Source organism: Luteibacter sp. dw_328, assembly GCF_018449605.1.
Taxonomy (GTDB): domain Bacteria; phylum Pseudomonadota; class Gammaproteobacteria; order Xanthomonadales; family Rhodanobacteraceae; genus Luteibacter.
On sequence record NZ_JAAVUW010000005.1, the window covers coordinates 143,220 to 168,638 of the forward strand.

At 65.2% G+C, this 25,419-nt stretch carries 28 protein-coding genes and 1 tRNA gene; 10 read left to right on the forward strand and 19 right to left on the reverse strand.

Annotation, left to right across the window (positions count from 1 at the left end; translation table 11 throughout):
- Positions 1-166: 166 nt before the first annotated feature.
- The 11 genes from HB634_RS13370 to queD all read right to left on the reverse strand — a co-directional run bounded on the left by HB634_RS13370 (position 167) and on the right by queD (position 8,312).
- Entirely contained in the window at positions 167-592 is a 426-nt protein-coding gene (locus HB634_RS13370; RefSeq protein WP_213948910.1) for a F0F1 ATP synthase subunit epsilon, read from the reverse strand.
- 40 nt (positions 593-632) lie between these two features.
- On the reverse strand, positions 633-2,045 hold the full coding sequence (gene atpD / locus HB634_RS13375) for a F0F1 ATP synthase subunit beta (protein WP_063571185.1): 1,413 nt from the start codon (positions 2,043-2,045) through the stop codon (positions 633-635).
- 76 nt (positions 2,046-2,121) lie between these two features.
- Positions 2,122-3,030 (reverse strand): F0F1 ATP synthase subunit gamma, encoded by a 909-nt coding sequence (atpG, locus tag HB634_RS13380; RefSeq protein WP_046966955.1) that lies wholly within the window; start codon positions 3,028-3,030, stop codon positions 2,122-2,124.
- A gap of 76 nt (positions 3,031-3,106) precedes the next feature.
- Positions 3,107-4,657: a F0F1 ATP synthase subunit alpha gene (gene atpA / locus HB634_RS13385; protein ID WP_063571175.1), complete on the reverse strand. Its 1,551-nt coding sequence runs from the start codon at positions 4,655-4,657 to the stop codon at positions 3,107-3,109.
- A 22-nt stretch (positions 4,658-4,679) separates the two neighbouring features.
- Positions 4,680-5,213 (reverse strand): F0F1 ATP synthase subunit delta, encoded by a 534-nt coding sequence (locus HB634_RS13390; protein ID WP_213948911.1) that lies wholly within the window; start codon positions 5,211-5,213, stop codon positions 4,680-4,682.
- Positions 5,214-5,215: 2 nt separating this feature from the next.
- Positions 5,216-5,686, reverse strand: a complete 471-nt coding sequence (locus tag HB634_RS13395) for a F0F1 ATP synthase subunit B (RefSeq protein ID WP_107910707.1) — start codon at positions 5,684-5,686, stop codon at positions 5,216-5,218.
- Between the two features lie 81 nt (positions 5,687-5,767).
- Positions 5,768-6,055 carry a F0F1 ATP synthase subunit C gene (atpE, locus tag HB634_RS13400; RefSeq protein ID WP_063571178.1) on the reverse strand — a complete coding sequence of 96 codons (288 nt, stop codon included), beginning with the start codon at positions 6,053-6,055 and terminating at the stop codon, positions 5,768-5,770.
- 77 nt (positions 6,056-6,132) lie between these two features.
- Positions 6,133-6,972 carry a F0F1 ATP synthase subunit A gene (atpB, locus tag HB634_RS13405; protein WP_213948912.1) on the reverse strand — a complete coding sequence of 280 codons (840 nt, stop codon included), beginning with the start codon at positions 6,970-6,972 and terminating at the stop codon, positions 6,133-6,135.
- A gap of 3 nt (positions 6,973-6,975) precedes the next feature.
- On the reverse strand, positions 6,976-7,341 hold the full coding sequence (locus HB634_RS13410; protein WP_231873870.1) for an ATP synthase subunit I: 366 nt from the start codon (positions 7,339-7,341) through the stop codon (positions 6,976-6,978).
- A 169-nt stretch (positions 7,342-7,510) separates the two neighbouring features.
- Entirely contained in the window at positions 7,511-7,837 is a 327-nt protein-coding gene (locus HB634_RS13415; RefSeq protein WP_063571180.1) for a phasin family protein, read from the reverse strand.
- Positions 7,838-7,949: 112 nt separating this feature from the next.
- The gene (queD, locus tag HB634_RS13420; RefSeq protein WP_213948913.1) at positions 7,950-8,312 is read right to left on the reverse strand and encodes a 6-carboxytetrahydropterin synthase QueD; all 363 of its coding nucleotides are present in this window, start codon (positions 8,310-8,312) and stop codon (positions 7,950-7,952) included.
- 200 nt (positions 8,313-8,512) lie between these two features.
- On the opposite strand from queD, the gene HB634_RS23025 reads away from it, so the two are divergent.
- Positions 8,513-9,130 carry a LuxR family transcriptional regulator gene (locus HB634_RS23025; protein ID WP_063571182.1) on the forward strand — a complete coding sequence of 206 codons (618 nt, stop codon included), beginning with the start codon at positions 8,513-8,515 and terminating at the stop codon, positions 9,128-9,130.
- Positions 9,131-9,188: 58 nt separating this feature from the next.
- Here the strand turns inward: HB634_RS23025 and HB634_RS13430 are convergent.
- Positions 9,189-9,265: transfer RNA gene (locus tag HB634_RS13430), tRNA-Met, on the reverse strand.
- Between the two features lie 169 nt (positions 9,266-9,434).
- On the opposite strand from HB634_RS13430, the gene HB634_RS13435 reads away from it, so the two are divergent.
- From HB634_RS13435 to HB634_RS13470, 8 genes are all read left to right on the forward strand, one after another.
- A complete protein-coding gene (locus HB634_RS13435; RefSeq protein ID WP_107910717.1) occupies positions 9,435-9,977 on the forward strand; it encodes an RNA pyrophosphohydrolase in 543 nt (180 codons plus the stop codon).
- Positions 9,978-10,049: 72 nt separating this feature from the next.
- The gene (locus HB634_RS13440) at positions 10,050-10,253 is read left to right on the forward strand and encodes a (2Fe-2S)-binding protein (RefSeq protein WP_063571184.1); all 204 of its coding nucleotides are present in this window, start codon (positions 10,050-10,052) and stop codon (positions 10,251-10,253) included.
- Positions 10,254-10,358: 105 nt separating this feature from the next.
- Positions 10,359-10,838, forward strand: a complete 480-nt coding sequence (bfr, locus tag HB634_RS13445; RefSeq protein WP_046966945.1) for a bacterioferritin — start codon at positions 10,359-10,361, stop codon at positions 10,836-10,838.
- A gap of 124 nt (positions 10,839-10,962) precedes the next feature.
- Positions 10,963-11,706 (forward strand): DUF6776 family protein, encoded by a 744-nt coding sequence (locus HB634_RS13450; protein ID WP_213948914.1) that lies wholly within the window; start codon positions 10,963-10,965, stop codon positions 11,704-11,706.
- A complete protein-coding gene (locus tag HB634_RS13455) occupies positions 11,693-12,127 on the forward strand; it encodes a polymer-forming cytoskeletal protein (protein WP_213948915.1) in 435 nt (144 codons plus the stop codon). The genes HB634_RS13450 and HB634_RS13455 overlap by 14 nt, the downstream gene beginning before the upstream one ends.
- 31 nt (positions 12,128-12,158) lie before the next feature.
- Positions 12,159-12,536, forward strand: a complete 378-nt coding sequence (gene erpA / locus HB634_RS13460) for an iron-sulfur cluster insertion protein ErpA (protein WP_078023462.1) — start codon at positions 12,159-12,161, stop codon at positions 12,534-12,536.
- Positions 12,537-12,549: 13 nt separating this feature from the next.
- Positions 12,550-13,539: an NAD(+) diphosphatase gene (nudC, locus tag HB634_RS13465; RefSeq protein WP_345777499.1), complete on the forward strand. Its 990-nt coding sequence runs from the start codon at positions 12,550-12,552 to the stop codon at positions 13,537-13,539.
- A gap of 41 nt (positions 13,540-13,580) precedes the next feature.
- Positions 13,581-14,447: a beta-lactamase induction protein gene (locus tag HB634_RS13470; protein ID WP_213948917.1), complete on the forward strand. Its 867-nt coding sequence runs from the start codon at positions 13,581-13,583 to the stop codon at positions 14,445-14,447.
- A gap of 1 nt (position 14,448) precedes the next feature.
- Here the strand turns inward: HB634_RS13470 and HB634_RS13475 are convergent, their stop codons facing one another.
- From HB634_RS13475 to HB634_RS13505, 7 genes are all read right to left on the reverse strand, one after another.
- The gene (locus HB634_RS13475) at positions 14,449-16,323 is read right to left on the reverse strand and encodes an MFS transporter (RefSeq protein ID WP_213948918.1); all 1,875 of its coding nucleotides are present in this window, start codon (positions 16,321-16,323) and stop codon (positions 14,449-14,451) included.
- Between the two features lie 58 nt (positions 16,324-16,381).
- Positions 16,382-17,665 (reverse strand): phosphoribosylamine--glycine ligase, encoded by a 1,284-nt coding sequence (gene purD, locus HB634_RS13480; protein WP_213948919.1) that lies wholly within the window; start codon positions 17,663-17,665, stop codon positions 16,382-16,384.
- A 55-nt stretch (positions 17,666-17,720) separates the two neighbouring features.
- Positions 17,721-19,079, reverse strand: a complete 1,359-nt coding sequence (locus HB634_RS13485; protein WP_213949124.1) for an AMP-binding protein — start codon at positions 19,077-19,079, stop codon at positions 17,721-17,723.
- Between the two features lie 22 nt (positions 19,080-19,101).
- The gene (locus HB634_RS13490) at positions 19,102-19,671 is read right to left on the reverse strand and encodes a Sua5/YciO/YrdC/YwlC family protein (protein WP_213948920.1); all 570 of its coding nucleotides are present in this window, start codon (positions 19,669-19,671) and stop codon (positions 19,102-19,104) included.
- A gap of 1 nt (position 19,672) precedes the next feature.
- Positions 19,673-22,186, reverse strand: coding sequence for a DNA topoisomerase I (locus HB634_RS13495; RefSeq protein WP_213948921.1), 2,514 nt, complete (start codon positions 22,184-22,186; stop codon positions 19,673-19,675).
- 100 nt (positions 22,187-22,286) lie between these two features.
- The gene (gene dprA / locus HB634_RS13500; protein WP_213948922.1) at positions 22,287-23,426 is read right to left on the reverse strand and encodes a DNA-processing protein DprA; all 1,140 of its coding nucleotides are present in this window, start codon (positions 23,424-23,426) and stop codon (positions 22,287-22,289) included.
- 123 nt (positions 23,427-23,549) lie between these two features.
- Positions 23,550-24,707 carry a LysM domain-containing protein gene (locus HB634_RS13505; protein ID WP_213948923.1) on the reverse strand — a complete coding sequence of 386 codons (1,158 nt, stop codon included), beginning with the start codon at positions 24,705-24,707 and terminating at the stop codon, positions 23,550-23,552.
- 206 nt (positions 24,708-24,913) lie between these two features.
- On the opposite strand from HB634_RS13505, the gene def reads away from it, so the two are divergent.
- Entirely contained in the window at positions 24,914-25,417 is a 504-nt protein-coding gene (gene def / locus HB634_RS13510) for a peptide deformylase (RefSeq protein ID WP_063574272.1), read from the forward strand.
- Positions 25,418-25,419: the final 2 nt, after the last annotated feature.

Below are 25,419 nucleotides of genomic sequence, written 5' to 3' on the forward strand. Positions count from 1 at the left end.
GACGGCTTCCAGACGGAGCATTCTTTGGCACCTCGCCCCTCGCGGCTCTGCACCTAACTCCGGGCATTCCGCGATGAACAAAAAAAACCGGCGCTGTGAGGCGCCGGTTTCCTTTGAAGAGCATCGCCGATGAATCGGCTCCTACAGGGGTGCAGGGGGCTCGCTGTTAGTGCTTGAGGGTCTTGCGCATGCGCTCGAGGGCCTGCAGCTGGGCCAGGGCCTCGGCGAGCTTGGCCTGGGCCTCGGCGACGTCCAGCGTCTCGCCACGGTTGGAAAGGGCGGCTTCGGCCTCGCCCTTCGCCTTCAGGGCGGCGGCTTCGTCGAGATCGGCCGCGCGAACGGCCGTGTCGGCGAGGATCGTCACGACCTGCGGCTGCACCTCGAGGATGCCGCCGGAGACGTAGAACTGCTGGCGCTCACCGCCGGCAGCAACCACGTCCACGTGGCCCGGCTTGAGGCGGGTGATCAGCGGCGCGTGACGCGGCGCGATACCCAGCTCGCCGAGCTCACCGGTGGCGACCACGAGCGTGGCTTCGCCGGAGTAGATCTCGGCTTCGGCGCTGACAATGTCGACGCGAATGGTGTGGGTCATGGGTTTGTCTTCCTAGGTAAGGAGTGGGGAAAGAAGGCGCTTACGCAGCCTTCTTCGCACCCATTTCCTCGCCCTTCTTGATGGCTTCGTCGATGCCGCCGACCATGTAGAAGGCCTGCTCGGGCAGATAGTCGAGCTCGCCGTCGAGGATCATCTTGAAGCCGCGGATCGTGTCCTTCAGGGCGACGTACTTGCCCGGCGAGCCGGTGAAGACTTCGGCCACGTGGAACGGCTGCGAGAAGAAACGCTCGATCTTGCGGGCGCGCGACACCGAAGCCTTGTCTTCCGGGGACAGCTCGTCCATGCCGAGGATGGCGATGATGTCCTTCAGTTCCTTGTAGCGCTGCAGGGTGCCCTGTACGCGACGGGCGATGTCGTAGTGCTCCTGGCCGATGACCGCGGCGTCGAGCTGGCGGCTGCTGGATGCCAGCGGATCGACGGCCGGGTAGATACCCAGCGAGGCGATATCGCGGCTCAGCGTGACCGTTGCATCGAGATGCGCGAACGTGGTCGCCGGGGACGGATCGGTAAGGTCATCCGCGGGCACGTAGACGGCCTGGATCGAGGTGATCGAGCCGGTCTTGGTCGAGGTGATGCGCTCCTGAAGAACGCCCATTTCCTCGGCCAGCGTCGGCTGGTAACCCACGGCCGACGGCATACGGCCGAGCAGTGCCGACACTTCGGTACCGGCCAGCGTGTAGCGGTAGATGTTGTCGACGAAGAGCAGGACGTCCTTGCCCTTGCCGGTCTCATCCTTCTCGTCGCGGAAGTACTCGGCCATGGTCAGGCCGGTCAGCGCGACGCGCAGGCGGTTACCCGGCGGCTCGTTCATCTGGCCGTAGACCATCGCGACCTTATCGAGGACGTTGGAGTCCTTCATCTCGTGATAGAAGTCGTTACCTTCACGCGTGCGCTCACCCACGCCGGCAAACACGGACAGACCCGCGTGCGCCTTGGCGATGTTGTTGATGAGCTCCATCATGTTGACCGTCTTGCCGACGCCGGCGCCGCCGAACAGGCCGACCTTGCCGCCCTTGGCGAACGGGCACATCAGGTCGATGACCTTGATGCCGGTTTCCAGCAGTTCGTTGCCAGCAGCCTGCTCGTCGTAAGCCGGGGCCTCGCGGTGGATGACCCACTGTTCGGTTTCGCCAATCGGACCGGCTTCGTCGATCGGGCGACCGAGCACGTCCATGATGCGGCCGAGGGTGGCCTTGCCGACCGGCACCTTGATGCCTTCGCCGGTGTTGCGGGCGATCAGGTTGCGGCGCAGGCCGTCGGTGGAACCGAGCGCGATGGTGCGCACGATACCGTCACCGAGCTGCTGCTGCACTTCGAGGGTGATCTCGGTGCCGTCGACCTTCAGTGCGTCGTAAATCTCCGGCACCTGGTCGCGCGCGAATTCGACGTCGACGACCGCGCCGATGATCTGAACAACTTTGCCCTGGCTCATGGAATGCTCCGGATGAATCTTCGTAAGGTTCTGTTTCGGCGCCGCATGCTGCGTCGCCATCGCTTTGGGGTTTCGGTCAGACCGCGGCGGCGCCGCCGACGATTTCCGAGATTTCCTGGGTAATCGCCGCCTGACGTGCCTTGTTGTAGACCAGCGTCAGTTCGCCGATGACCTTGTTGGCGTTGTCCGAGGCGGCCTTCATGGCGACCATGCGTGCAGCGTGCTCGCTGGCGAGGTTCTCCAGCGCGGCCTGGTACACCACGGACTCGATGTAGCGCGTCATCAGGTGCTCGAGCACCGTGCGCGCGTCGGGTTCGTAGATGTAATCCCAGTCGTGGGTCTGTTCGACCTTCACGCCTTCGGATGCCTTGCCTTCGGCGTTCTCGAGTTCCTGCGCCACCAGCGACACCGGCAACAGCGCCTCGATGGTCGGCTTCTGCACGATGGTGTTCACGAAGTCGTTGTAGACCAGGAACACGCGGTCGAGCTTGTTATCGGAGTACGCGTCGAGGACGACCTTGATCACGCCGATGAGGTCTTCGAGCTTCGGCTTCTCACCCAGGTGCGTCGCCGTGCCGATCAGGTTCACGCCCTTGATGCGGCGGAAGAAACTGACGGCCTTCTGGCCGACGGCAACCACGTCGATCTCGGCGCCCTTGCCCTGCCACTCACGAATGGAGGTGAGCGTGCGACGGAACAGGTTGGAGTTGAGGCCGCCGGCGAGGCCGCGGTCCGTCGACACCACGATGAAGCCGACGCGCGCGACGTTCTCGCGCTCGGTGAGGAACGGGTGCACGAAGTCCGTGCTGGCCTGGGCGACGTGCGCGATCACCTTGCGCATCAGGCGCGCATAGGGACGCGAGGCCTTCATCAGGTCCTGCGCCTTGCGGATCTTCGACGCCGAGACCATTTCGAGCGCACGCGTCACCTTGCGCATGTTCTGCGTGCTCTTGATCTTGGTTTTGATTTCGCGGCCGCTTGCCATGGCTTACTCGTCTGTAAAGGGTGACGCCAGGTGTTCCACGCGGCGGGCGATGTCGCCCGCCGCGCGTGTCTCGCTATTACCAGCTACCGGTCTTCTTGAACTCGTCCGTGGCCGACTTGAAGGTCGCCTCGATGTCCTTGTCCCAGTCACCGGTTTCGTCGATCTTGGTCATCAGCTCGGCGTGGTTCTGGCGGAAGAAGGCATGCAGGCCCTTCTCGAACGGCAGCACCTTGTTGATCGGCAGGTCGTCGAGGTAACCCTTCTCGGCGGCGAACACGGACACACCGAGCTCGGCGATCGACAGCGGCGAGTACTGCGGCTGCTTCATCAGTTCCGTGACGCGCTGGCCGCGGTCCAGCTGTGCGCGCGTGGCGGCATCCAGGTCCGAAGCGAACTGCGCGAAGGCAGCCAGCTCGCGGTACTGCGCGAGGGCGAGCTTCACGCCACCGGAGAGCTTCTTGATGATCTTGGTCTGTGCGGCGCCACCGACGCGCGACACCGAGATACCGGCATTCACGGGCGGACGGATACCGGCGTTGAACAGATCGGTCTCGAGGAAGATCTGGCCGTCGGTGATCGAGATCACGTTGGTCGGAACGAACGCCGAAACGTCGCCGGCCTGGGTCTCGATGATCGGCAGGGCGGTGAGCGAACCCGTCTTGCCCTTCACTTTGCCGTCGGTCATCTTCTCGACGTATTCAGCGCTGACGCGCGAAGCGCGCTCGAGCAGACGCGAGTGGAGATAGAAGACGTCGCCCGGATAGGCTTCGCGGCCCGGCGGACGCTTGAGCAGCAGGGAGATCTGGCGGTAGGCGACGGCCTGCTTGGAGAGGTCGTCGTACACGATGAGCGCGTCTTCGCCGATGTCACGGAAGTACTCACCCATGGCGCAGCCGGAATACGGCGCGACGTACTGCAGGGCAGCGGCTTCGGAGGCGGAAGCGACGACCACGATGGTGTTGGCCAGCGCGCCGTTCTCTTCGAGCTTGCGCACGACGTTGGCGATCGAGCTGCGCTTCTGGCCGATGGCCACGTAGATGCACTTAATGCCGGAGTGCTTCTGGTTGATGATCGCGTCGATCGCGACGGCGGTCTTGCCCGTCTGGCGGTCGCCGATGATCAGCTCGCGCTGGCCGCGGCCGATCGGGATCATCGAGTCGATGGACTTGTAGCCCGTCTGCATGGGCTGGTCGACCGACTGGCGCCAGATGACGCCCGGCGCGACCTTTTCGACCGGGCTCGTGCCCACGGCGTCGATCGGACCCTTGCCGTCGATCGGGTTGCCCAGCGCGTCGACAACGCGGCCGAGCAGACCCGGGCCGACCGGCACTTCGAGGATGCGGCCGGTGGTCTTGGCGGCATCGCCTTCGCGCAGGTGCTGGTACTCACCGAGCACCACGGCGCCGACCGAGTCGCGCTCGAGGTTCAGCGCGAGGGCGAACGTGTTGTTCGGCAGTTCGATCATTTCGCCCTGCATCACGTCGGCCAGGCCGTGGATGCGCACGATGCCGTCGGACACGCTGATGATCGTGCCTTCGTTGCGTGCCTCGGCGCCGAGCTTGAACTGCTCGATGCGGGTCTTGATCAGCTCGCTGATCTCGGAGGGATTCAGTGTGGTGCTGGACATGGTTGCCTTCCCTTAATTCGTATCAGTGCGTCAGCGCGCTGGCCAGCCGCTGCAGGCGGCCGCGCGCGGAACCGTCGATGACCTGCTCGCCGGTGTCGATGACGACACCACCAAGCAGCGCCGGATCGACGTGCGTATCCAGTTCGATCTCGCGCCTGAAGCGACGCTTCAGCGAGGCGCGCAGCAGGTCCGCCTGCGCCGTATCGAGATCCAGTGCGCTCGTGACCTTGACCTTCAGGGTCTGCTCCGACTCTCGCTTGTAGTCGTCGTAGAGCGCCGCGATTTCCGGCAACAGCACGAGACGGCCGTTTTCCGCCAGCTCGGCGAGAAAGTTCGCGAAGGGCGTATCGGTGGCCATGTCCTGCGGAAGGTGCAGTGCAACCAGTTGCGCCGGCAACACGCGCGGGTCGTTGGTCAGGCCGGCAACGCGCGGGTCCTCCGCGACGATGGCCGCGAAGCTCAGCGCATGGGACCAGCCGGCGAGCGAACCCGACGCATGCGCCACTTCGAAAGCGGCGCGTGCGTAGGGACGAGCGAGGGTGAGCGCCTGGGCCATGATCAGATCTCGGCGGCGAGTTGGTCGAGCAGCGCCCTGTGGGCCGCCGGATCGATTTCACGCTGCACGATCTTCTCCGCGCCACGCACGGCGAGGGCGCCGACCTGTTCGCGAAGCTGTTCACGGGCACGCTGGGCCATCGAGGCGATCTCGTCCTGGGCCTGGGCCTTCAGACGGTTGATCTCACCGGTGGCTTCGGCGCGGGCCTTCTCGAGAAGCTGGTTGGCCTGCTGCTGGGCCTTGTCGATGATCTCGGTCGCCTGGAGGCGAGCCTGCTTGATCTCGACAGCGACCTTGGCGTCGGCATCCTTCAGCTCGGCACGAGCACGCTCGGCCGCGGCGAGCCCTTCGGCCACCTTCTTCTGGCGTTCTTCGATGGCACCGTTGAGCTGGGGCCAGATGAACTTGGTGGTGAACCAGACCAGGATCGCAAAAGAGATCATCTGGCCCAGGAAGGTCATGTTAATTTCCATGATCTCTCCAAAGACTCCGAACGCTGGGGTACTGACGGTCGCCGTGGCCTTGCGGCCACGGCGACGAAGACAAACGCTTGCTTAGCCGCCGGAAGCGGTGCGCAGGACGTTGATCAGCGGGTTCGAGAAAGCGAGCAGCAGGGCGATGGCCAGGCCGATGATGAACGCCGCGTCGATCAGGCCGGCGAGCAGGAACATACGACCCTGGAGCAGCGGAACCAGCTCAGGCTGACGGGCGGCCGACTCGAGGAACTTCGAGCCCATGATGGCGATACCGAGACAGGCGCCGAGCGCGCCGAGGCCGATGATCACGCCGATGGCGATAGCGGTCATGCCCTGGACGTGGGCGAAGAGCGAGGCGAGTTCCATGGTGTTCTCCTGGGATCTTTAAAGGTTGGTGTGAAACGAAACAGAATGGATTGAACGTCTAACGTCGGTGCGGTGAGTTAGTGGTGTTCCCGCGCCGTGGCGATGTAGACGATCGTCAGCATCATGAAGATGAACGCCTGGAGGGCGATGATCAGGATGTGGAAGATCGCCCACGCCGTGTTGAATACGACGCCAGGCACGAAGCCGATCCAGCTCACCATCAGGCCGGCGATCAGCATGAACACCAATTCGCCACCGTACATGTTGCCGAACAGTCGCATCGCAAGCGACACGGGTTTCGACAGTGTTTCGACGACGTTGAGAAGCAGGTTGGGAATCAGCAGGATGGCCTTGGCCCACAGGCTTTCGGCATGGAACGGCGCGGTCAGCATTTCCTTGCCGTAACCGAAGCCGCCCTTGGCCTTGATGCCATGGCCGATCACGATGAGGATCACGGCGAGCGAGAGGCCCACGGTGGTGTTGATGTCAGCGGTCGGCACCATACGGAAAGGAGCGTGTTCTGCGACTTCGGCGCCAGCGAACGTGTGCACCAGCCAGCCGGCGAGATCCACCGGGAGCAGGTCCATCGCGTTCATGAAGAACACCCACATGAAGATGGACAGCGCCAGCGGCGTGACCGTGCGACGGTCACCGTGGAAGGTGTCCTTCACCTGGGTGTCGACGAATTCGATCGCCAGCTCGACCAGCGCCTGGCCCTTCGACGGCACGCCGGAGGTCGCCTTGCGGGCGAACAGCCAGAACCACAGGCAGAAGACAGCGCCCAGCACGAACGACACCACGAGGGAGTCGACGCGCAGGTTCCAGAAAGCGCCATGGTCGGTGCTGAAATTCACCGTCATGTGCTTCAGGTGGTGCTGGATGTATTCGGTCAGACCGCCTTGCGGTTCGCTCGCCATGCCTCAACCCTTGAATCTGAATGCAAATACATTGACCGCGAAGGCCGCTACCAGTCCCGCTATCGCGGGCAAGGGTGGCAGCTTCCACTGAACCAGAATGAGCGCCAGTCCGCCGATGAGGACGATCCAGCGAAGGATCATGCCCACGAGAAAGCGAACGAACGTTGCTCCCGCACCTCCCAGCGCACTGAACGCCCGCGCAGCGAGCAGCGCGGTGGCGATAGCGACGATCAGGGCACCGGCAAAGGCAGCCAGACCGGCCGGACGCCCCTGCAGGAGAAATGCGAGCCCGGCAATGACGGCCACCACCAGCTGCGCGAAAACGACGCGCATGGCGAGATGACGACCGGCTGCAAGACTGTTGAGCAACGCGAGGCTCCCGTGGTTTCGCTCGAAGGCGGCACCAGATGGTTCAACGGGCCACGGTTTAATCTGGAAAAGTATACCAGTGCCGTAAACAGCGGGACAAGCGAAGAAAGGCCATAACCACCCGCCGGCGCGACATCCGTCGCGTCGTTGGCGAGGGAGCCGCGGTAGGTCAGGCCCGGGCGGGCTGACCTGCCAGTGCGCCGAGGGACGTGGCCGTCTCCACGGCTACATCGAATATGTCGCCGGCGGCGGACGCGGCGCGCTGTACACCTTCACGCTGCAGATCCCCACCGCGCGCCATCCACGCGCGCATCGCGCTCGCATCGGTCGCGGACATCGCGTCGGCCATCAGGCCGGTAGCTGCGCGAGCGTGACCCTCCAGGGCCTGGAGATGAAGATCGGCGACCCGCTCCATCCCACGCCAGGCAAGCGCCTGCGCGGCAGTAGCCTGTTCGACGAAACGGGCGAAATCGGCATAACCGCTTGCGTGAGACATCGATATGACCGTTGGGGAACGGGGAGGTGCCGGAGTGTAGACCCGTCTGCTGCAGCGCGGCAACAGCGAATTCCTGCGTAGGCAGCTTTTGCCTCTCGTACTGTTCCCGCGTTTACGCCATGTCGGCGGAAAACTCGGCGCCCGACGTACATGTTTCATGGACCACGACTCGGGCCAGCCCGGGTACATCGACGCGAAGGCGCTCGAATATCCAGCGGGCGAGGTTCTCACTGGTGGGGTTATCGAGGCCTTCGATATCGTTGAGGTAGTGATGGTCGAGGCGATCGTAAAGCGGCTGGAAGCGTGCCTTCAGGTCGCCGAAATCCATGACCCAGCCGAAAACCGGGTCGATCGGACCGTCCACGTGCAGCTCTACGCGGAACGAATGCCCATGAAGTCGCGAGCATTTGTGCCCTTCGGGCACATTCGGCAGACGATGGGCCGCCTCGATGTTGAATGTCTTGAAGATGCGCATGGGAGCCGGATCGAAGGAGTGACCGCCTATTGTAACGGACAGTTACGTAAACGATTTCCGTCAATGAGCCCTTCACGACCGGGTTCGCAGTTTTGCTTATGACGGGCGTGATCCTGCCGCTTTCATGGGATAACCATGGACCAGGTAACGACAAACGCGGAGCCGGGGGGCTTCGCCAACCACAGCAACCGGGAGGCTTCATGAGCCTTGGACGTGGTTCGCCGGACAGCACGCTTCTTTGCGGGCTGGCCGAGGAAGTGCTCGCCGCCCTGCCCTGGCCCTGCGCGGTCTGGCAGCGTGACAGCGGGCGCGTGGTCATGGTCAACGGGGCCTTCCTCAGCGAGTTCGGCATCGGCCGCGGGCGCGCCGGGCCGGCGTGGATCGACAGCCACCTGGAACCGAGTGGTGACGCTGGCGAAGTGATCTTTCGTGACCGGCACGCTCCTGCCCGGCGCTTCCGCATGACGCGGCAGGCCATCGACGCACAGTCCGGCGCCTTCGAGGCTGTGTTCCTGATGCCCCTTCCCGAGGACGAGCCGGCCATTGACGAGCCAGCGTCAAACTCCGTGGCCTCATTGCGACCCGACGTCGGACTCACCCGCCGCGAGTCCCAGGTTCTCGACGGCATCATGCAGGGCAAGCTCAACAAGGTTATCGCCGGCGAGCTCAATATCAGTCCGAAGACCGTCGAACTGCATCGGGCCAACCTCATGGCCAAGTTGCGGGTGCATAACGTGATCGAACTGGCTCGGGCGGTCCTGGATAATCCGCCCCGTGTCGAGGACGTGACCGAGGCCCACACCCTTCCGGCCGCATGACCCGTGACGGCGGGCAAGAAAAAAGCCGCGCCCAGGGGGCGCGGCCTTCTTTTTCTTCTGGTGGCTAGAGGCGGGCTCGAACCGCCGACCTCAGCATTATGAGTGCCGCGCTCTGACCAGCTGAGCTACCTAGCCGTGGAACCTGGTCGTTCGCGAGACGGGCTCACGAAGGCCGGGCAGTTTAATCGGCGCGGGCCTTCCGTTCAAGTGGCGCCTTGTACACGCTTCTCGCGGTGTGGTTGAATCGGCCGTATCGCGTGAATCCGGCCACCGCCGGCTGGCGCGGCACGTTCGCGGAGGGCGGATGATCGACGCTGATGGCTATCGACCGAATGTGGGGATCGTTCTCCTCAACGGGGACGGCCGCCTGTTCTGGGCGCGCCGGGTGAATCGTGACGGCTGGCAGTTCCCCCAGGGAGGCATGCGCAGCGACGAAACGCCGTTGGAGGCGATGTACCGCGAGCTGGAAGAAGAAACCGGTCTGCATGCCCACCATGTCGAAGTCCTGGCCGAAACCCGCGGCTGGCTGAAATACCGGCTGCCCAGCCGCTTTGTCCGCCATCACCAGCGGCCGACCTGCATTGGCCAGAAGCAGGTGTGGTTCCTGCTGCGGCTGACTGGCAGCGAGGACGCCCTGAAGCTCGACGCCTGCGACAAGCCCGAGTTCGACCTATGGCGATGGGTGGATTTCTGGTACCCGGCCAACCATGTCGTGAACTTCAAGCGGCAGGTTTACGAACGGGCCCTGCGCCAGTTCGCGCCCACCGTGGAAGTCACCTGCTCGGTCACGGTGGGCACCTGCCCCCAGGAAGCCGAGGCGCTGCGACTGGCCCGCGGCGGCGAATAACGTCCGGACATCCGCCGGTCTTCACAACTGTGTAGTTGACAATCGTTCGCATTCGTATTCGAATGCGCACCCATGTACATCTGTATGTGCAACGCCGTCACCGATCACGCCATCCGCCGCGCCGCGGCCGAGGGCGTGGAATCGTTCGCCCAGCTTCAGGCCCGCACCGGCTGCTCGGATTGCTGCGGAGCCTGCGAACCGGAAGCCCGCCAGTGCCTGCGCGAGGCCGTCGAACAGACGCGGTCGGTTCTGACCTTCCTGCCGACTCCTGCCTGAGCGCTTTCGTAGCGTATTCGCGGACGCGAACCGTCTTCATTCTCGTTTCGTCACGCCCTTTCGCGGCGACGTATAGTCGAGGCTGAACACTCAGGGAGACCCCTCATGAAGGGCGACGCAAAGGTCATCGAATTCCTCAACAAGGTGCTCTACAACGAGCTCGCCGCGATCAACCAGTACTTCCTGCATTACAGGATGTTCAAGGACTGGGGCTACAACGAACTCGCCAAGCACGAGTACGAAGAGTCGATCGAGGAGATGAAGCATGCGGACAAACTGATCGAGCGGATCCTCTTCCTCGACGGCCTGCCGAACCTTCAGCACCTGGGCAAGCTGCGCATCGGCGAAAACGTGGTTGAGGCCCTCCAGGGCGACCTCGACCTCGAGATGATCGCGACCAAGGATCTGCGCGAAGCCATTGCCTACAGCGAAGGCATCCACGATTTCGTCAGCCGCGACCTGTTCAAGTTCATCCTTGGTCAGGAAGAAGAGCACATCGACTGGCTCGAGACGCAGTTCAGCCTTATCTCGGACATCGGTCCCGAGCGCTACATGCTGAGCAAGGTCGGGAAGCTGTCGGACTGAGCGCCGCCTGATCGATCCTAGAAAAGCCGCCGTGAGGCGGCTTTTTTGTGAGCGGGTCGGTTGACCCTGAAGGGAGGGGCGGGCTATACCATCCGGCCTTCACGCCTTCTCCACGGAATCGTCCATGGCCCCCAGGCATCCGCCGCGATTCGTCGTGCGCACCCTCGCCGACACCGTTCGTGAGGGCCGCAAGCGCGTCATGCTGCTTGGCGGCTGGGCGGCCAGCCTGGTCGTCGTCGGGTTGCTCGCCTGGATGCTGGGTGGCCACGCCCCCGCGGCGGTGGCGAACCGGAGCGGTACCCGCGCCCTGGGCGCCGAGAACGAGGATCTGCGCCAGCAGGTCGCGAACCTGCAGCGCGCAGGCCAGGTCGCCGGCATTGCCGCGAAAGAGCTGAAGCGAAACCTGGCCGAGCGCGACGAAGAAATCAGCGGGCTGCGCACAGACCTCGCGTTTTACTCGCGCCTTGTCGGCGGAAACGGCCAACGCGATGGCCTGAAGGTCCAGGGGGCCCGGACCGAGCCGGTGAAGGGTTCGCCCAATGGCTGGAACCTCGTGATCACCCTGACCCAGAACGCGCGGCGTGGCGACGTGCTCAAAGGCAGCCTGACCCTGGCCGTGGAAGGTATCCAGGGCAACAAGGTCGCGACGCTCGAAGGCGCGACCTTAGGTCAGGCCACGTCCTCCCAGAGCCTTGCGTTCTCCTTCAAGTATTTCCAGCAGATCCAGGGGAGCTTCACCCTGCCGGCCGGGTTCAAGCCGACACGCCTGCGCATCGTCGCCAGCGCCGAAGGCGAGGAGCCGGTCACCAGTACGATTCCCTGGGAAGATGCCACCCGAAACGATGAGGTCAACCATGTTCAGCAGTAACCGGAAGAACCAGGCTCCCTCGGTCGGTGCCCCCGCCACCAGCCTGATCGCACGCGGCGTCACCATTCGCGGCGACGTGCAATTCAGCGGCACCCTGCACCTGGACGGCGTGGTGGAAGGGTCGGTGCACGCGGATCCTGGTGGCGACGGCGTACTCACCATCAGTGAGACGGGACGGGTTATCGGTCGCATCGAGGTACCGCACGCCGTGATCAACGGCGGCGTGACGGGCGATATCGAGGTGTCGGAGCGCCTGGAACTGGCCCCGCTGGCCCGGATCGATGGCGACGTTCAATACCAGGTGCTGGAAATGACCGCCGGCGCCCAGGTCAACGGCAAAATGATCCATCGCGCCCCGGCCACGGTCCGGCAGCTGGCCCAGGCCGCCATCGAGGCGGCCCCGGTGCCCGCCGAGGCTTGACCTGCCGCCGAACGGCGCCATTATGGGTGGCATGAACAACCCCTTCCCCATGGCGCCGTCCCCGGACTACCGGTCCGCTGGTGCGCCTCTGATCTTCACCGAGGCCGCTGCCCGCAAGGTGCACCAGCTGATCGAGGAAGAAGGCAATCCCGGCCTCAAGCTGCGCGTGTACATCAGCGGCGGCGGTTGCTCGGGCTTCCAATACGGCTTCACCTTCGACGAAGACCAGGCCGAAGACGACCTCGCGGTCTCGCGCGAAGGTGTGACGCTCGTCGTCGATCCCCTGTCGCTGCAGTACCTCACGGGCGCGGAGATCGATTACGCGGAGTCCTTCAGCGGCTCCCAGTTCGTCATCCGCAATCCGAATGCGAAGACGACCTGCGGTTGCGGCTCGTCATTCAGCGCATGAGCGGCTGCACGGCGTGACGATCGAGCAGGAGCGTGACCGGGCCGTGGCCGTGCGCGCTCGCGAGAACGTCTTCGCGGGCATCGACATCGACCGCATGGCGGAGCGGCGTGACGATCGACTCTGGGTCGAGGAACTCGAACGCAACGCGAGCAGCCGCTTCCTTGTCCTCGACAGCGATGGCCAGGCCTTCGCGTGCCGCGACGACGATGCGCCGCGATGGATGGCACCCGCCGTGCGCAGCGAGCGTTTCGGCGATATTCCCGCCACGTTTCTCGGACTTTCCGCGGACATCGCATGGTTCGCGCTCGTCGTGGACGAAGCGCAGGCCGAGATCTTCACGACGCTGACCGGCTCGCGCCGCGTGTCGCTGCGCGAGGCGGGCCTCGTGTTCTCCGCGTTCGACGCGGGCCTGTTCGCCTTCGCCAAGGGCATCACCCATTGGCAGCGCCAAACCCGGTTCTGCAGCCAGTGCGGTGCGCCGACCCTCGTGGTCGCTGCCGGCCATCGCGTGCAATGCACGAATCCCGATGGCGCTCACATGCATTTCCCGCGTACCGACGCCGCGATCATCGTGATCGTCGAAGACGGTGATCGCTGCCTGCTCGGTCGCCAGCGCGGATGGCCCGCCGGACGCTATTCCACGCTGGCGGGCTTCATCGAACCGGGCGAGTCGCTGGAAGACGCCGTGCGACGCGAAGTGCGCGAAGAGTCCGGCATCGAAGTGCTGCATGCGACCTACCACTCATCACAGCCCTGGCCGCTGCCAGCGTCCTTGATGGTCGGCTTCACCGCGACCGCGAAGACGCGCGAGATCCACCTGCGCGACGACGAACTCGAAGACGCACGCTGGTTCTCCGTGGACGATATCGTGACCGGCATGGCCACGGGCGCGCTCGGCGTACCGCCGCCGCTTTCCGTGTCCTACCGACTGATCGAGCACTGGCTTGGCCTGCGCGGCATCAGCCTCGATGAACTCATCGCGAGTGCGCCGCCCCGGGGCTGATCCCCTACAATCGGGGCATCGACCAGCGGATCGCGCTCGCCATGGCTCTACGTCTCCTCGCCGTTCTCATCGCCCTCGTCATTGTCTGGAGCGTGCCGCAGCTTGCGCGGTGGCGTGACGACCGCTGGTTTCGCGGCTGGGTAAATCGCCTGGGCGACACCTCCGGCCCCGGCCGCGTCGCTGTCATCCTGCTCGTGCCCGTCGTCGCCGCTGCGATCTTCGCCGGCCTGCTTGCCTCCCTTCCCTTCTTCGACCTTGCGTGGCTGGTCTTCTCGATCGCCGTGCTGGTCTACGCACTGGGCCCGCGTGAGATCGAAACCGACATCGATGCCATCCTGCGCGCGCCCGATACGCTGCGCCGCGACGAAGCGATGGCCGGTCTGCGTCACGACGAGGAAGCATTGACCTGGTTCGCTCCAGCGCTCGTCGAGGCAGCGTTCTACGGCGCCCTTCGCCGCCGGTTCGGTGTGCTGCTCTGGTTTCTTCTCCTCGGCCCGGCCGGCGGCCTCGGCTACCGGTTGGCGCAGATCCTCAGCCGCGACGCTTCGCTCGCGCTCGACAGCGCCAGCCGCACGGCTGCGCAGCGCGTCGGCGATGCGCTGGACTGGATTCCCGCCCACCTCATGGTCTTCGCCATGGCCCTGGTCTCGGATTTCGACGCCGTGATCGGTGCGTGGAAACAGTGGCACCACACGTCGGGAAGCCCGCGTTCGCGTCTTGACCCGGATTTCCTCGGTGCGGTCGCTCGCGCCGGTGTCGATGCCGACGTCGAGGCTGGCGACGGCTACGTCCAGGACGTCAGCGACCCGGTCGCCGAACTCGAAGATGCGCGACGGGTGATCCGCCGCGTACTCATCGTCTGGCTTGCCGTCGTCGCCGTGATCGTGCTCGCCGCCTGGGTCGCCTGACTCAGGCCTTGTCGCCGCGAAGCTCGCCCACCCGCGCTTCCAGCACGATCGCATTCGCCTCGCCCGCCGGTAGCGGTGAGCCGCCCACCAGCTCGATCCTCGACCAGAAGCGCCGCGGCAGACGTGAGCGGCGCAGCGCGCTGTCGTGCCGGCTGAAGATGCTGCCCCACATGCCCCGCAGCGCCAGTGGCACGACGGGCACCGGCCGTCGCGCAAGAATCTGGTCGACGCCCGGACGGAACGTCGCGATGCCCCCATCCTTGGTCAGGCCCCCTTCGGGGAAAATGCAGACCACCTCGCCCGCGGCCAGCGCCTCGTCGATGAGTTCGAACGCCCGCGCCAGCTGTGCGGCGTCCTCGTTGCGTCCGGCAATCGGGATCGCCTTCGCGGTCCGGAAGACAAAGTTCAACACCGGGATGTTGAAGATCTTGTAGTACATGACGAAGCGCATGGGCCGACGCACGCTGGCCATGAGGATCAGCGGATCCATGAAGCTCACGTGGTTGCAGACCACCAGCGCGGCGCCTTCGTCCGGCACGTTCTTCAGCCCGTCCACGCGCACGCGATAAAGCGTATGCACGAGGATCCAGGTGATGAACCGCATCATGAACTCGGGGACCAGCGTGAAGATATACACCGCGACGGCGATGTTGATCAGGCCGGTGACGAGGAAGATCGTCGGCACGCTGAAGCCGAGCGCCGTGAGGCCAATGCCGAACCCCGACGCAATGCAGATGAGCAGCGCATTCACGATGTTGTTGCCGGCGATGATGCGCGACAGGCGTTCCCGTGGGGCGCGGCTCTGCACGAAGGCGAACAACGGCACCACGTAGAAACCCGCGAACGCGCCGATCATGGTGAGGTCCAGCGCGACCCGCCACGCACCCGGCGCCATTAGAAAGGCGGTCCAGCTGAGGGTCGTGCCTGCCGGTACGAGCGGATGCGCGAAGAACAGGTCGACCGCGAACACGGTCAGGCCGAAGGCACCGATCGGCACGAGACCGATTTCCACCCGCTTGCCGGAGAGCCGCTCGCAGAGCAGCGAGCCGATACCGGTGCCGATGGAGAACAGCGTGAGCGCCAGCGTGTTCACCGAGCCGTCGCCGCTGAGCACGTGACGCGTGTAATTCGGCAGCTGCGCGATCATCACGGTGCCGAAGAACCAGAACCAGGAAATACCAAGCACCGCGTTGAAGATGGCGCGGTCCTCGTGGGTGAGCTTGAGCACACGCCAGGTTTCGCTTAGAGGATTCCAGTTGAATTTCAATGTCGGCGCCGTGGCTGGCGCAGCGGGAATGGAGCGGCTTACGAAGTAGCCGGTCACGGCAATCGCGATGGTCGTCAGCGACGCCGCCAACGTGCCATAGCCCGCGATCAGCATCAGCGAGTTGCCGACAATCATGCCGACCAGCATGGCCAGCTGCGTGCCCATCTCGACCAGCGCATTGCCGCCGACCAGTTCATCGCGCTGGAGGGCCTGCGGCAGGATCGAATACTTGATGGGCCCGAACATGGTCGAGTGCATGCCCATCAGGAACAACACCACGAGCAGCAATGAAATGTGGTGCGTGAAGAAGCCTATCGCGGCCACGACCATCGCCGCGATCTCGAATAGCTTCACGTAACGAATGAGTCGCGTCTTCTCGAACTTCTCCGCGATCTGCCCGGCCGTCGCGGAGAAAAGGAAATACGGAAGGATGAACAGCGCAGGCGCGAGGTTCGTGTAGAGCGACACCTGTGCGTCGGGCAAGGCCATCTGGAAGGCGACCAGCATGACCATCGCATTGCGAAATGCGTTGTCGTTGAACGCGCCGAGCGCCTGCGTCCAGAAGAAGGGCGCAAAGCGGCGCGTGCCGAGAAGTTTGAACTGGGACATTCCGTGACCACCCACCGTTTATTCGCGGTGAGTGTACCCGAGCCCCCGTAGGGTGCGGTCAGCCCCGCGCCAGAGCGCGATGGGCGATGTCGTGGCGATAGAACGCGCCCTCGAAGCGCACGGTCGCCAGCGCGGCATAGGCTGCCGCGCGAGCGGCGGCGAGGTCGTCGCCGATGGCACAGACCGTAAGGACGCGACCGCCGGCGGTGACCGCCCGCCCATCCGCGGCGAGCGCGCTGCCTGCGTGGAAGACTTTGACGTTCGCACCAAAATCGGCATCCGCGCCTTCAATCGCGTCTCCCGCACGCACCTTGCCGGGATACCCGCCGGCGGCGAGCACGACGCCGAGCGAAGGGCGCGCATCCCATTCGGCGCGTACCGCCGTGACATCGCCGTCCAGCGCCGCCTCGATGAGGTCGACGAGATCGGAGGTGAGGCGAAGCATGATCGGCTGCGTCTCGGGGTCACCGAAGCGCACGTTGAACTCGATCACCTTGGCCACGCCGGCCTTGTCGATCATCAGGCCCGCATAGAGGAATCCGGTGAAGGGGGCGCCGTCGGCCGCCATGCCGTCGAGCGTCGGCTGGATGATCTCGCGCATGACACGGGCAGAAACCGCGTAAGTCACGACGGGCGCGGGCGAATAGGCACCCATGCCGCCCGTATTCGGACCCAGGTCGCCATCGTCACGACGCTTGTGGTCCTGACTGGTCGCCATCGGCAACGCGTGCTTGCCATCGGCGATGACGATGAAGCTGGCTTCCTCGCCGTCGAGGAATTCCTCAATCACCACGCGCGACGATGCGTCGCCGAAGGCCTGCTGGCCGAGCATGTCTTCCAGCGCCGCCTCGGCCTCGTCCAGGCTCATCGCCACGACGACGCCCTTGCCGGCCGCAAGGCCGTCGGCCTTGATGACGATGGGCGCTCCGGTCTGGCGCACGTGAGCAAGCGCCGGCGCCAGTTCGGTGAATACGGCGTAGTGCGCGGTCGGAATACGGTGGCGGGCCAGGAAGTCCTTCGCGAAGGCCTTGCTGCCTTCTAGCTGGGCCGCCTTGGCGGTGGGTCCGAAACAGCGCAGGCCTTCGGCGGTGAAGCGATCCACCACACCGGCGACCAGCGGCACTTCCGGCCCGACGACCGTGAGCTCGACGCCCTCACTTTTTGCCAGGGCCAGCAAGCCTTCGATATCGGTCACGGCCACGCGCGCGTTGCGCAGCCCCGGTTCCTTCGCGGTACCCGCATTGCCCGGCGCCACGATCACCTCGTCCACGCGGGCGGACTGAGCGAGCTTCCAGGCCAGCGCGTGTTCGCGACCGCCGCCGCCGATAACGAGGACTTTCATGGGGTGTCTCCAGGCTTTGAACCCGGCATTCTACCCGGCGCCACGGAGGGCGCGCTCAGCGAATGCCGAGCAATTCGATAAGCTGCGCGCGCGGCAGCTTACCGGTCTCGTTGCGCGGCAGCGCGTCGACCAGGCGCAGGGGCCGGGGCAAGAACACCGGATCCATCGCGTGGCGCAGCGCGTTGAGCACGGCGTCAATGGTCAGCGTGGGTGCGACGACGAGGCCGGCAATGCGGCGAATGCCCGCTGCATCGCCGTCGTCCAGCTGGAACAGCACGCCGTCTTCCACACCATCGATAGCGAGCAGACGACGGTTGAGGTCGCCCAGCGAAGCCCGCTTGCCTGCGATCTCGAGTAGATCGGTGTTGCGCCCGCGAAGACGGAAACGGCGCCCTTCGTCGTGCAGCGAAACGATATCGGCCAGGGCGATGGGCTCGGCCAGTTGCGGCGCATCGACCAGCGTGCCGTCCGGCTGCGGATGCAGCACCACGCCGTCGTAGAGCTGCCAATCCTCGTCGACGGCCGTGCGCCGGCTGGCGAACACGCAGGTTTCGGTGGAGCCAAAGACCTCGTGCAACGGCGCGCCGAAACGCTGTTCAGCTGACGTGGCCAGCTCGACCGGCATGGGCGCCGTTGCCGAAACAAAGGCCGCCAGCGGCGGCAGGCTGACACCGGATTCAATCAGCGCACGAAGGTGCACCGGCGTCGTCACCAGGACGCGCGGTTTGGGCAACGAAGCCAGTGCGCTCGCCACGTCCGCCGGGAAGAAGGGCCGGCCCGCATGCACGCTCACATCGGAAAGCAGGGGCATCAGCACGGACATCTCCATGCCGTACATGTGCTGGGGCGGCACCGTGGCGACGACATGGAACGCGTCGCCGATGGCCAAACCGAGCATGGCGGCATTGCCCGCGTTGCTGGCGACGAAACTGCCCCACGTCTTCACGTTCGGCTTGGGCTTGCCGGTCGACCCGGAGGTGTAGCCGATCGCGACCACCGCATCGGCTGGCACCGACGGGATGCCGCCACAGGCCGGCAGCACGTCGTCCAGCTCCGGCATGCGGAGGTAGCCGGGGGGTGCGGGCGACAGGTCGAGCTCACCGATGGCATAGGCACCGGGATGATTCGCCATGACTTCATCGACGGCGTGGGGTGCGCGCGAGGGTGGCAGCAGGTTGGTCTGGCCACGCACCACGAGGGCCGCGAAGGCGACGAGGAAGGCGTAGCGGTCTTCGCAAAGATTGACCGCGCTGTCGGCTTCGGGAAGCTTCGCCGCCACCTGGTGTACGTGGCCGAGGAAGGTCGCCGCCGTCACGGCATGCCCGTCGCGCCACGCGACCACGCGGGAAGGCGGGCCGACAAGCAACGGCAACGGCGAGGCGCCCGGGCGCCCGGAAATCTCGGAATGGACGATCGACAACGGCTTACTCCCCCTCTCAGGCGCGGATGATAGCGCCGCTGAGGGCGTCACGGATGGTGGTGGGCCGCTCCTGGTCACCGAGTGCCGCGTCGAGCGCACCGTCAAGGCGATCACCGAAGTAACGTTCCAGCGTGGCAACGTCTCGCGCCGGTGCGTCCCCGTGGGGGTTGGCGCTGGTGGAGACCAGCGGGGCACCGAAGGCGCGGCACAGCGCGGCCGCGGGGGCGTGCGCGGTCACGCGCAGGGCAATGCCGGCATGCGCGCCAGCCACCCAGTCAGGAACATGGCCGCTACGCGGAAAAATCCAGGTATGGGGCCCGGGCCACGAGGCGCGGACCTCGTCGAGCACGGCCGGCGGCACAGCAGCCAGGTCGATATAGGGCGCGATCTGCTCGAAGTCGGCGGCGATGAGCAGCACGCCCTGCGTCGCGGGGCGACCCTTCAATGCGAAGAGGCGATCGAAGGCATCACGATCATGCGGATCGCAGCCAAGGCCATACACGGCCTCGGTGGGGTAGCCGAGAACGCCACCGCCGCGCACGAGCGCGGCAGCGGCGTCGACCGTGGCCGTAGTGAAGCGGCGCATGTCAGTCGACGGACGGGGAAACCGACTTGGCGGCGGCGGTCTTGGCTGGCGCCTTCTTGGCCGCCGCCTTCTTCGTCGCTGCCTTCTTGGTGGCGGTCTTCTTCACCGCCGTTTTCTTCACGGCTGTCTTCTTGGCCGTGGCGTCCTTCGGTGCAGCGACTTTCTTCGTCGCCGCCTTCTTGGCCGCGGCTTTCTTGGTGGCCGTCTTCTTTGCCGCCTTTCCCCCACGCGGCTTCTTGATCGGCGCGGCCGCAAGGAGCTCGATGCACTCGGGCAGGGTCAGCGTCTTCGGCTCGCGGTCCTTCGGGATGCGCGCGTTCTTTTCGCCGTCGGTGATATACGGGCCATAGCGGCCGTTGAGCACCTGAATGTCGTTACCGAAGTCGGTGATGATGCGGTTGGCGATGGCCTCGAGCTTCTCCTGCACCAGTTGGAGCGCGCGCGGCAGCTCGATGGTGTACGGGTCGTCCTCGGGCTTGAGCGAGGCATAGGTACTGCCCTGCTTCACGAAAGGACCAAAGCGGCCGACGCCGACGGTGATGTCTTCACCCGCCTCGGACTGGCCGAGGTTGCGCGGCAGCTTGAACAGCTCCATCGCATCCTCGAGCGTGATGGTGTGCATGCTCTGGCCGGGGCGCAGGCTGGCGTAGGTCGGCTTGGCCTCGTCGTCCTTGGTGCCGATCTGCGCGTAGGCACCGTAGCGGCCCAGACGCACCGAGACCGGTTTGCCGCTCTTGGGATCTTCGCCGAGTTCGCGCGCTCCGGTGGCCTCGTTGCGATCGACCGATTCGGTCTTGTCGTCCACGAGGGTCTTGAATGGCAGCCAGAAACGTTCGAGCAGCGGCACCCAGGCTTCTTCGCCGCGGCTCACCGCGTCGAGTTCGTCTTCGAGGCGGGCGGTGAAGTCGTAATCCACGTACTGGGCGAAATGACCGGAGAGGAACTGGCTTACGGCACGACCGACGTCCGTTGGACGAAAGCGACGGCTCTCCAGGAGCACGTACTCACGGCTGAGCAGCACCTGGATGATGCTTGCGTAAGTGGAAGGGCGACCGATGCCGTATTCCTCGAGCGTCTTGACCAGGCTGGCTTCGGAGAAGCGCGGCGGCGGCTCGGTGAAATGCTGGTCGGCCACGACGGCGGCCACGGGCACGACATCGCCCTGGGCCAGGCGCGGCAGGCGGCGCTGCTCGTCGTCGTCCTCGGTTTTCTGGTCCTTGCCTTCCTCGTACACGGCGAGGAAGCCCGGATCGATCACGGTGGTACCGGTGGCGCGGAACGCCGACTCACCGACCGGGAACTCCACCGAGACGGTGTTGAGCGTGGCATGGACCATCTGGCAGGCGACGGTGCGCTTCCAGATCAGCTCGTAGAGCTTGCGCTGGTCGTCGTTGAGGAACGACGCCACGGTGCGCGGCATGTGCATGGCCGAGGTGGGTCGAATCGCCTCATGCGCTTCCTGGGCGTTCTTGGACTTGGACTTGTAGACCTGGACGGCGTCGGGCAAGGCACCCTTGCCGTATTCGCGCGCGATGAGTTCGCGCAGCTCGGTCACGGCGTCGTCGGACAAGGCCACCGAATCGGTACGCATGTAGCTGATCAGGCCGACGTTGCCTTCGCTGCCGAGCGCCACGCCCTCGTAGAGACCCTGGGCCACGCGCATGGTGCGACTGGTCGAGAAGCCGAGCTTGCGGGCGGCTTCCTGCTGCAGCGTGGACGTGGTGAACGGCGGCGCCGGGCGACGCTTGCGCTCGCGGCTGGTGACTTCGCCGACCGTGAACTTGCCGGCGGCCGCCTTCTCCAGCGCCGCGCGGGCGGCCGTGGCATCGGCCTCGTTGGTCAGGTCGAACTGTTCGAACTTCTTGCCGTCGAGCTTGACCAGCCGGGCGTCGAAATCACCCTGCGGATGGGCCATGTTGGCCTGGATGGTCCAGTACTCGCGGGCCGTGAAGGCTTCGATCTCCAGCTCGCGCTCGACGATCATGCGCAGGGCCGGCGACTGCACGCGTCCTGCCGAGAGACCGCGCTGCACCTTGCGCCAGAGCACCGGAGAGAGGTTGAAGCCGACCAGGTAGTCGAGGGCGCGACGGGCCTGCTGGGCATCGACGAGGTCGTGGGACAGCTTGCGCGGATTGGCGACGGCTTCCTTGATGGCGCGAGGGGTGATCTCGCTGAAGACGACGCGTTGGACGTCCTTGCCTTCAAGAAGGCCACGCTCGCGGAGGATTTCGCTGATGTGCCAGGAGATCGCCTCACCTTCGCGATCCAAGTCGGTCGCGAGATAGATGCTGGTCGCTACCTTCGCCGCCTTGGCAATGGCGTCGACGTGTTTCTCGTTCCGGTCGATGACCTCGTAGGCCATGGCGAAGCCATGGTCGGGGTCGACCGCGCCCTCCTTCGGTCGCAGGTCGCGCACGTGGCCATACGACGCCAGCACCTGGAAGTCGGGTCCCAGGTACTTGTTGATCGTCTTGGCCTTGGCCGGCGATTCGACGATGAGGAGGTTCTTAGCCATGCGTTAGTCGGTTCCGAAGTCCGTCGGGGCGAGTGAACCCCAGCGTATGTATATATTTAGTTGGAAACATATCGCCGTGACGGCTGTCAAGCGTCGGCGATCAGACCACACGCTGATAGCGGTTCCCGGGCAGGGAGGCAACCTCGCCCTCGAGCTCAAGCATCAGAAGCATCGAAGACAGTGCGCCAGCGGTGAAGCCCGTCGTACCGATCAGGGCGTCCAAAGAGGCGGGATCGTAACCCATGGCGTCGAGAAGGCGGCGATATTCGTCATCCTGGCGCCAGTCGAAGGGGCCAGTCTTGCGCCGTCCCACTGCCGGACCGGCCTCGGAGCCCGCTAGCCGGGCCCGCAGTTCGGCGCCCAGCTCGACCGCTGCAGGGCCCAGCACACCTAGAATCTCATCGGCGCGCTGGACCAGACGGGCGCCTTCAGCGATCAGAGCGTGACAGCCTTCGGCCAACGCATTGTGAATGGAGCCCGGAAGGGCGAATACCTCGCGGCCCTGTTCCCCGGCAACCCGGGCGGTAATCAACGAGCCGGAGCGCAATCCCGCCTCGATGACCAGGACGCCCAGACTGAGGCCGGCAATGATCCGGTTGCGCTGCGGAAAGTGCTGCGGCTGTGACGCCACGCCCGGTGGGTATTCGCTCACGATGGCGCCATGAGCGGCGATTCTCTGTGCCAGCGCGTGGTGCTTGGGCGGATAGACCCGATCCGGACCGGTACCGATGACCGCGATGGTGGGCTCGCCGGCGTCCAGTGCCGCCTCGTGGGCGGCTCCGTCGACGCCGTCGGCCATGCCGCTGGTAACCAGAAGGCCACCCACGGCCAGCGCTTCGGCAAAGCGCCTTGCGTTGGCAAGGCCTGGCGCCTGGGCCCGGCGGGCCCCCACGATGGCGACCTGCGGGCGCAGGAGCAGCGACGCGTCGCCTTTGACGAAGAGGGCGGCCGGCGGATCGGGGATAGCCTCCAGTTGCGGCGGGAAATCCTCGTCTGTGCACAGCAACAGACGCTGGTCGTCAGCTGCCAGCCAGGCGAGATCGCGCGCGAGGGTGGCCTCGTCGGGCGCGGCGATCCATCCACGCCCTTCGGCGGTGAGCGAACCCCCGTGCTGAACCAGCCAGCGCAGCAAAGGGACGGCACCGCCCCGGCTCACCAGGCCCTCGCGCAGGCGACGGGCATTCATGCCCGGGGTACGCAGGAGGATCAGCCACTCACGGAGGTCGTCGGAATTGATCATCCGGCCAGTGTAGAGGCCCGACCCGCTGCCCGCGGAAGTGGAAACGGCCGCCCAGGAGGCGGCCGTTTCATCGTCGTTGCCAGCAAGCCCGCCCCCACTACAGGTAGGCACAGGCCGAGCACGTCACTCGGGAAGGGTGAGCTTGTCGCCCTTCTTGAGCGGACGCAGCGCGTCCATGACCAGGGCGTAGCTGACGTGGTCGAACGTACGGAAGACCATGACATGACCGCCGTATTCGTCGGGCAGCTGCACCTTGGGCGAGGTATCGCGGCGATTGTAGTTGCCGGACACTTCATCGGGGATCTTGTCGCCCTGGGACATCACGGTGAACGTCGTGCCGTTGTCGATGCCGTCCGCCGTACCTGCGGAAATCGAGACCACCTGACGGCTGCCGACACCATTGAGCGCGTCCGTATAGCCGATCACCCGGGGATCCGCCGGCATGGCCTTGGGCGCATGCGGGTAGAAATACGGGTCGTACGGCTTGTCGTCGACCTGCATCAGGCGATCGCCCTTGCGAACCTCGAGGGTCGAATCGACGAGGATCAGGCTGGCAACCTCGCCGTTGGTGGCGATGACCTCGGCGGTACCGATGACGGAGACCTCGACGCCCTGGTCGGTGCCCCGGCCGTTGTGGGTGTCGTGGGCCGTATCCTCGCGCCACGGACCCGGCGCCATGGAGGCGTCGCTGTCGAGCTCGTCGGCCACGAACGAACCGTGCTCACGATTGCCGACATTGTCGATGTTGCCGGTGTCGCCACCGTGGTCACGGAAGCGGTTGGTCGGCCGTACGATCGCCCAACGCTGACCCGGCGCCGCCGAATCGAGGTTCTTGGCGTAGATCTTGTAGCCGGGCGTGCCGCGGAGATGGTTTTCCTCGAACCCGATCAGGTACGGCGATTGCTCGACCGCGTCGGCGTCCATGACACGCATTTCCTTCAGGAACATACGCAGGTCGGCAAGCGGGATGGCCGTGACGGCGTCGCCCTCGGTACGCACCCGCGGCTGGAGGCCGAGATGCGGGTTGCCGCTACCGTTCATGGAAAGGTTGAGCACGTCACCCGGGTAGATCAGGTGCGGGTTCTGGACCTGCGGGTTGGCCTGCCAGATTTCCGGCCAGAGCCATGGCTTGCTCAGAAAGCGCGCCGAAATGTCCCACAGCGTGTCGCCCTTGCGCACCGTATAGGTGTCCGGGTGATTGGGACGGAGCTGGGCCGCGGCGGCATAAACGGCCACGGTAAAAAACATGCCGCCCAGCAGCATGGCGAACTTCTTGATCATGCGGGATTTCCCCCTTCCCCGGTGCTGTCGCGAGTGTAACTGAATCGTTAACGGGCACAATACGTCCGGATGCTCGCCCGGCCCCTGGTGCGCGCGTAGAATACGGGGCCATCCTACAGGGTCGCGCTGCTTGGATTTCGCCGACTTGCCCGCATTTTTCCAGGCAAGACGCGCCACAGTGGCCCGTAAACGTTCAAGGTGACACCGTGTCCACCCTACCCATCCTGGAATTTCCCGACCCGCGCCTGCGCACCGTCGCCGCCCCGGTCACCGTGTTCGACGACGAACTGAAGCAGTTCGTGGCCGACATGTACGAAACCATGTACGCCGCCAATGGCGTCGGCCTGGCCGCCACCCAGGTGAACGTGCACAAGCGCGTCCTGGTCGCGGACATGAGCGACGACCGCGACCAGCCCATGGTGCTGATCAATCCCGAAATCCTCGAGAAGGACGGCCAGCAGGTCTACCAGGAAGGCTGCCTGTCGTTCCCGGGCATCTACGCCGATGTGACCCGCGCGCTGCACGTCAAGGTCCGTGCGCAGGACGCCTCGGGCGCCGAGATCATGGTGGATGTGGAGGGCCCCCTGGCCGTCTGCATCCAGCACGAGATGGATCACCTCGCCGGCAAGGTCTTCGTCGACTACCTATCGCCGCTCAAGCGCGGCATGCTCCTGAAGCGGATGGACAAGCAGCGCAAGGCAAGCGCCTGAGC